The organism is Calothrix sp. CBUCES-K 9914 (genome assembly GCF_059640475.1).
The window spans coordinates 1-7,288 of the sequence record NZ_JBXXZH010000355.1 but is presented as its reverse complement, the minus strand read 5'-3'; the positions used below and the strand labels follow the sequence as shown (position 1 = coordinate 7,288).

2 protein-coding genes and 2 pseudogenes are annotated in these 7,288 nt (G+C 41.6%); 1 reads left to right on the top strand and 3 read right to left on the bottom strand.

Going from position 1 to position 7,288, the window contains the following annotated elements; genetic code table 11:
- Positions 1-439: 439 nt before the first annotated feature.
- Positions 440-580, bottom strand: a pseudogene (locus AC2JBO_RS41045) (four helix bundle protein); the annotation flags it as partial.
- A gap of 141 nt (positions 581-721) precedes the next feature.
- Here AC2JBO_RS41045 and AC2JBO_RS41040 point away from each other — a divergent pair.
- Positions 722-6,157, top strand: coding sequence for a trifunctional serine/threonine-protein kinase/ATP-binding protein/sensor histidine kinase (locus AC2JBO_RS41040; protein WP_496959377.1), 5,436 nt, complete (start codon positions 722-724; stop codon positions 6,155-6,157).
- Between the two features lie 38 nt (positions 6,158-6,195).
- On the opposite strand, the gene AC2JBO_RS41035 is transcribed toward AC2JBO_RS41040, so the two are convergent.
- Complete coding sequence (locus AC2JBO_RS41035) at positions 6,196-6,378, bottom strand: hypothetical protein (protein WP_496959378.1); 183 nt, start codon at positions 6,376-6,378, stop codon at positions 6,196-6,198.
- A gap of 163 nt (positions 6,379-6,541) precedes the next feature.
- A pseudogene (locus tag AC2JBO_RS41030) lies at positions 6,542-7,054 on the bottom strand (IS66 family transposase).
- Positions 7,055-7,288: the final 234 nt, after the last annotated feature.

Here is a 7,288-nt window from a genome sequence, read left to right as displayed (position 1 = left end):
ATAATAACTAAAGCGGATGGCACGTTTTTTCATACGTGCCGACGCTCCGGCGCCTGTTAAAAAGTGGTTTTTTGCAAAATAAAAAACAATGGTATTTTTGGCTGATATGGTCTAAGTTATATACCCGTGCAATACGACTGACTACAGCTGTGACCAGACCCAAAAGTTGCCAGGGTCTGGTCACACTTATGCAGCAACAGTTTTAAGGCTTGAAGGTCAGTTGAGTAGCGGAGAATGCCACAAATTTTTCTGAAACCCTTTCCCAGAGAGTTTTTCCAACTTTACATGGCGGCTGGTGACAGCTTGGCCACTGTTCGCCCTTCATCATCCTGATTTTTTGCTTTTTACTTGCTTGTAATCTTTTTGTACTTCAACTTTAAGTGCGGAATGTGGGTTCTAAAAGCTTCACTCTTTGAGCAATAATGAGCTGTGTATCCTACTCACGTAGCGAACCTAAAGCAATATGAAGAAAATTAATGTATTCATTTTTGCTACGTTTACCGTACCCTTTTGCAATATTTGAAGCAACAGAAACTGCTGAAAGTCTTATTTGGTGGGTTAATGCATAGAGTTCCCAGTCAGAAAATTTACTTGTTCAAAGGTAACCATTAACGGTTATTGCGTACTTTGTGTGCTAAATTACTTAAAAAATGTTATATTCAGAAAATTTGAGGGAAATATAAGCTTAATAACTATTTCCGATTAAATTCTGTCTAAGACTATGAGGCTAGCAAGCAATACCTACACAAATCCGTTACCCCTCCTCTCTGGCTATGAAATTGTAGAACAACTTTATGTGGGTAATCGGACAATAGTTTATCGAGCAGTGGAAGAATTAAGCCAGCGTCCTATAGTGATTAAATTGCTGCAACAAGATTATCCGAGTTTCCATGACTTGTTACGTTTTCGCAACCAATACACGATCCCTAAAAATCTTAATCTTCCTGGTGTGATTCGTCCCGATTGTCTCTTACCTTATGGCAATGGCTATGCACTGGTAATGGAGGATTTTGGCGGTATAGCATTATCAAAATATACCCAAACTCATACATTAAAATTATTAGATGCGCTGGCGATCGCCCTGCAACTAGCCGAAATTCTGCATGACCTTTATCAAAATCGCGTGATTCATAAAGACATTAAACCCGCAAATATCTTGATTCATCCAAAGTCTAAACAAGTCAAACTAATTGACTTTGGCATCGCTTCACTATTACCGAAAGAAAATGGTGAGATAAAACATCCAAATGTCTTAGAAGGAACATTAGCCTATATTGCACCAGAGCAAACCGGGCGGATGAATCGGGTGATTGATTACCGCTGTGACTTCTATAGTTTAGGGGTAACGCTGTTTGAATTGTTTACAGGAAAGTTGCCCTTCCCAGTAGATGATCCCTTAGAAATGGTACATAACCACATTGCCAAGCATGCGCCTAGGGTAGACGAATTAAACTCCCAAATCCCAGAGGTTATCGCCCAAATTGTCGCTAAGTTGATGTGCAAAAATGCGGAAGATCGCTACCAAAGTGCCTTGGGTTTGAAGCATGATTTGGCAATTTGCCTGGAACAATTGCAGAAAACAGGTAAGATTGAGTCTTTTATCATTGGAGAACGGGATATTTGCGATCGCTTCACCATCCCAGAAAAACTCTATGGACGAGAAGCAGAAGTTCAAACACTATTAGATGCTTTTGGGCGAGTCAGTAACGGTACTTCAGAATTATTGCTAGTAGCTGGCTTCTCTGGGATTGGTAAAACAGCGGTTGTGAATGAAGTTCATAAACCAATTGTTCAGCAGAGAGGCTATTTCATTAAAGGTAAGTTTGACCAGTATAATCGCAATATCCCCTTCTCTGCCTTTATCCAAGCGTTTCGGGATTTAATTGGACAGTTGCTTTCAGAATCTGATATGCAACTACAAGCATGGAAAGCCTCTATTCTTGAGGCTTTGGGAGACAACACCCAAGTAATTATTGATGTAATCCCCGAATTGGAACGCATCATCGGCACACAACCACCCGCAGCAGAGCTATCGGGTACGGCAGCACAGAATCGATTTAACTTGCTGTTCCAGAAATTTACTCAAGTTTTTACCACCCCAGAACATCCCCTAGTGATTTTTTTGGATGACTTGCAGTGGGCAGACTTGGCATCCTTAAAGTTGATGCAGTTGTTGATAAGTGAAGCGCAAAAAGGATATTTGCTGCTGATTGGAGCCTATCGGGATAATGAAATCTTTCCCGCCCATCCGTTAATGCTGACCTTAAATGAGGTAAGCAAAGCGGGAACCACGGTAAACAGGATTACCCTAGCCTCTTTGAGTAGAACCAGCCTAAATCACTTGGTAGCGGATATGCTGAAATGTGCTGAGGTATCGGCACAACCTCTAGCAGAATTGGTGTATCAAAAAACACAGGCAAACCCCTTTTTTGCAACGCAATTTCTCAAAACTCTGCATCAAGATCAGTTCATTACCTTTAATATACAGGCTGGACATTGGCAATGTGATATCACTCAGGTACGCGAGGCTGCATTAACCGATGATGTTGTGGAGTTTGTGTCCAAACAGTTGCAAAAATTACCTGATGGAACTCAAAATATCCTGAAACTGGCAGCATGTATCGGTAATCAATTTGACTTGAACACTCTCGCCATCGTCTGTGAGCAATCGCCTCAGCAAGTAGCGGCTAACTTGTGGAAAGGGTTACAGGAAGGATTAATTTTACCGATTAGTGAAACCTACAAGTTCTTTCAAGGGAATGACTTAGATGATAGCGATCGCGCTGCTGCAATTACCGTTGCTTACAAATTCCTCCATGATCGCGTCCAGCAAGCTGCTTATTCGCTCATTCCAGAGCAGCAGAAACAGGTTTTTCATCTGACTATTGGCCGTCACTTATTGAGGCATACATCTGCTGAACAACTAGAGGAGCAACTTTTCGATATCGTCAACCAATTGAATATTGGGTGTACGCTGATGATGGATGCGGTGGAGCAAGCAAGGCTAATAGAGCTGAATTTGAGAGCAGGGCGTAAAGCGATCGCCACCACTGCCTACGACACTGCAACCTATTGCTTACAATATGCCTGTAATTTGCTGCCAGCTGATAGCTGGCAAACTCAGTATGATCTAGCATTAGCCTGCTATAGCAGCGCGGTTGAAGCTGCATATCTGAAGACGGATCTGGCGCGGATGGAAGTATTGGCGGAAATTGTCCTCCAACAAGCTCGCAACTTGTTGGATACAGCGAAGGTCTATGAAATCAAAATCGATGCTTACACTAGCCAAGGTGAATTTACAAAAGCTTTAACTACAGGTTTGAACTTTCTCAAATCTTTTGGCATTGAATTTCCGAGTCAGCCTGATAAACAAGATTTTGCCGATTTTCTCGAACAAACCCAGAACCAATTGGCAGGACGTTCTACAGCTGAACTGTTAACCTTGCCTGTAATGATCTCGCCCCAATTCCAAGCACTTCTGCGAATGTTAGTCCAAATTAGTGGGCCTACCTACTTAGCATGTCCAGCCCTGTATCCCTTGATTTGCTGCAAGCAGGTGCAGTTATCAGTCACTCACGGTAATATTCCCGCCTCAACCTTTGGATATGTGGTTTATGGATTATTACTTTGTGCTACAGTTGGCGATATCAAAACAGGATATGAGTTTGGTCAACTCGCTTTACAGTTATTAAATAAATTCAATAACCAGGAGTATGCAGCGAAAGTTTTATACATGACCAGCAAGTTTACTGTTCACTGGCTAAAAAATGCGGCGACAACTCTACAGCCGTTACAAGAAGCCTATACCCTCGGACTCAAAGTTGGCGATCTTGCTTGTGCTGGTTATTCGGGTTATACCTACGCCTTTCATGCTTATTTTGTTGGCAAAGAACTCACTGCTTTAGAAACAGAATGTCAGGTTTACAGCATCGGTTTGGAAAACATCAAACAACAAGCACTCTTGTGCTACTTGCATATCCTCCATCAAACGGTTGCTAATATTTTAGGAAAATCTGAGAACCCAACTAAATTAGTTGGCACAATTTTTGATGAAGAGGTAACTTTGGCAAATCTGGAACAAGCTAACAACCAAACGGGCTTATGGCACTTCCATATGTGCAAATTAACTTTAACCTATTTATTCGAGTCTTATAAGCAAACATTTTATCATTGTCAACAAGCAAAGCTGAATTCTGGAGGCGGTACTGGTATGCTCAATGTGCCAATACTGTATTTTTATACAGCTTTAGCCTGTTTCGCTCAGTTAGACGCAAATTCTCAGACACATGAATTATGGTCAATAATCGCTGATGCTCAAGAAAAGCTACAAAATTGGGCTACCTATGCGCCCATGAATTGCCAGCATCGATATGATTTGATCTGTGCTGAAGAACAGCGTATTTTAGAGCATCCACAACAGGCGCTAGATTTATACGATCGCGCGATCGCTCTTGCCCAAGAAAATGGCTATATCCACGAACAAGCGATCGCCAATGAACTTGCTGCCAAATTCTACCTTGGTTGGGGCAAAGAAAAAATTGCTGCTGTCTATATGCAAGAAGCCTACTACTGCTATGCTCGTTGGGGAGCGAAAGCGAAAACTGACGATCTAGAACATCGCTATCCCCATTTACTGCGTCCAATTCTTCACTCAGTATCCCAACCCCTGAATGTTTTGGAAAGCTTAGTAACCACAATTACACCCGATGTTTCCCTCCACACGTCTATAGATGCTAGCTTTGCTCATAGCACAAACATTAATAACGCTCTCGATATTGCCACTATTATCAAGGCTTCTCAAAGTTTATCTGCTACTCTGCAAATTGATGAGTTACTGCATCAACTCACCCAAATTATTCTCCAAAACTCAGGTGGCGATCGCTGTACTTTAATCTGTCCTAATTCTGAGGGTGAATGGCAAGCTGTAGCTATAGCTACATCAGAAACCACACAACTTTGTGCAGAACTGCTGGATGGCAATACAAATCTACCTGTGAAACTAATTCAGTATGTAAAAAACACTCAACAAGTGGTGATGATTGACAATCTCAACACTGATTTACCCATCATAGATGAATATCTCACCCGTAAAAAACCCAAGAGTTTGTTATGCCTGCCAATTATCAACCACGGTAAGTTAATTGGGATTGTGTCTTTAAAAAATTGCTCAACCAGTGGGGTATTTACTAGTGATCGCATCCTCATCCTTAACTTCCTCTGCTCCCAAGCGGCGATCTCTCTAGAAAATGCCCAGCTTTATCAAAAAGCACAAACCTACGCCCAAAAACTAGAACAATCGCAACTGCAAATAGTCCAGAGTGAAAAAATGGCATCCTTGGGTAACTTAGTTGCAGGTGTCGCCCATGAAATCAACAATCCCATCGGCTTTCTCAATGGCAGTATAAATAATGCTCAAGAATATGTTCAGGATTTACTCGACTATATTGCCCTCTATCAGCAATATCATCCTGATGTTGCTGATAGAGGGCAAAAAAAGGCACAAGACATTGATTTAGAATATCTCAGTGAGGATTTACCAAAGTTACTTAACTCCATGCAGGGTGCGAGCGATCGCATCACATCTATCAGTAACAGCCTCCGCACCTTCTCTCGTGCTGATACTGAGTATAAAATTAGTGCTGACCTACATGCAGGCATCGATAGCACACTGTTAATCTTAAAATATCGCCTCAAAGCCAATGAATATCGCCCAGCTATTCAAGTTATTACCGATTATGGTAAAATACCAAGCATCCAATGCTTTCCAGGACAATTAAATCAAGTATTTATGAATATCCTGGCTAATGCGATCGATATGTTTGATGAGATGGCAAAAACCCAATCATATCAAGAAATAGCAGCCCATCCTCAAAAAATAACGATTCGCACGGCAATAGTTGAAAATCAAGTTCTCATCTCGATTCGCGATAACGGCAAAGGCATGAGCGAAGATGTGAAAGCGAGAATCTTCGACCATTTGTTTACCACTAAAGGCGTGGGTAAAGGTACTGGCTTAGGATTAGCGATCGCCCGTCAAATTGTTGTCGAAAAACATGAGGGAAGCCTAGAAGTACAATCCGAGTTGGATAAAGGTAGCGAGTTCTGTATTCAACTGCCCGCATCACTAAATTCCAGATGGAGGCTTGCCGATATCTAGGTATCCGCACTTGTTAACGAGCGCATACGCTTCACCAATTATAGATTACAGCTAGAAAAGTGCCAAAGCTGATTTGTTTGAGCGTTACGGCGCCATCCTATAGTTGTAATATTGGGCGTATTTGTTAAATCGAATTTCGCCGCACCACTAGTCGGCACAGAGAAATTGCTGAAGCTATGAAATAAATTATTACCTTCTTGTCTGCCGTTAAGAAAGTTCATTGCTGGTGGAAGTAGTTGCGCTTTATCTTGTGGAAAAAGTCACGTGTTTTCGTGGTTTGAGGACTTACGGTGAAAAGCCAGCACTACTAACCGTATTTATACTGAGGTATCTTTAGATTTTACAGCTTGTGCCATAAATTCTAAAACATTACGATGCTGAGACTTAAGAGTAGTAACCACAGTCATCATCCGCGCGAAAAAAGTACTTCCAGCAAGTGGAGTGCGTGCCAAAGCTGGTGCGTCGCCATATAACAGCAGGACGAATAGCTCTTTCTGCTGCATTATTTGTTGGTTCCACACCCTCTGTTGTTACAAACAGCCACATCGCGGGTTCAACCTTGAGTAATTGGCGACAGGTGCGAACAGTTTTAGCTAGAGGTGTTTTTTCAATAGATGTAATCTGGTAGTCAGCAGCTTCTTCTAATAATTCTTTTATCTCACTACGAATGTTATTAGCTACTTTAACAAAGTCACAACGAGCCAAAGTACCATCGCGAACTCAATGCCATAACTCAAATAATTTTTCTTGTTGTTTAACGAGTGCGGCTCCTAGTTCCCCAGATACCCCGCTTCGTTCCGATATTTTGATAAATTCACGTTTCAAATGTGCCCAGCACAATTGTCTACGCGATATATCTACCCAGTTATAGGATGCATATCTGTCCGAGTTTAAGATACCAGCAAAGTTTTTACCAAGCAGATTTTTAGCGGCTTCGGCGCCCCCCTGAACGGTTACTAAATACTGAATCTAACTCAAGCGATACTAATCTAAACTAAAGACTTTATTTCTCTTTGAGTTTCGCACCGGGAACTAGTCTAAACTCCAGACGAGAAGCATCCTGCTTATCAATACCTTCGCCAGATTTATGAGTCATAACGTAGTATAAACGCTTGTAAAATTAAGGTTTTT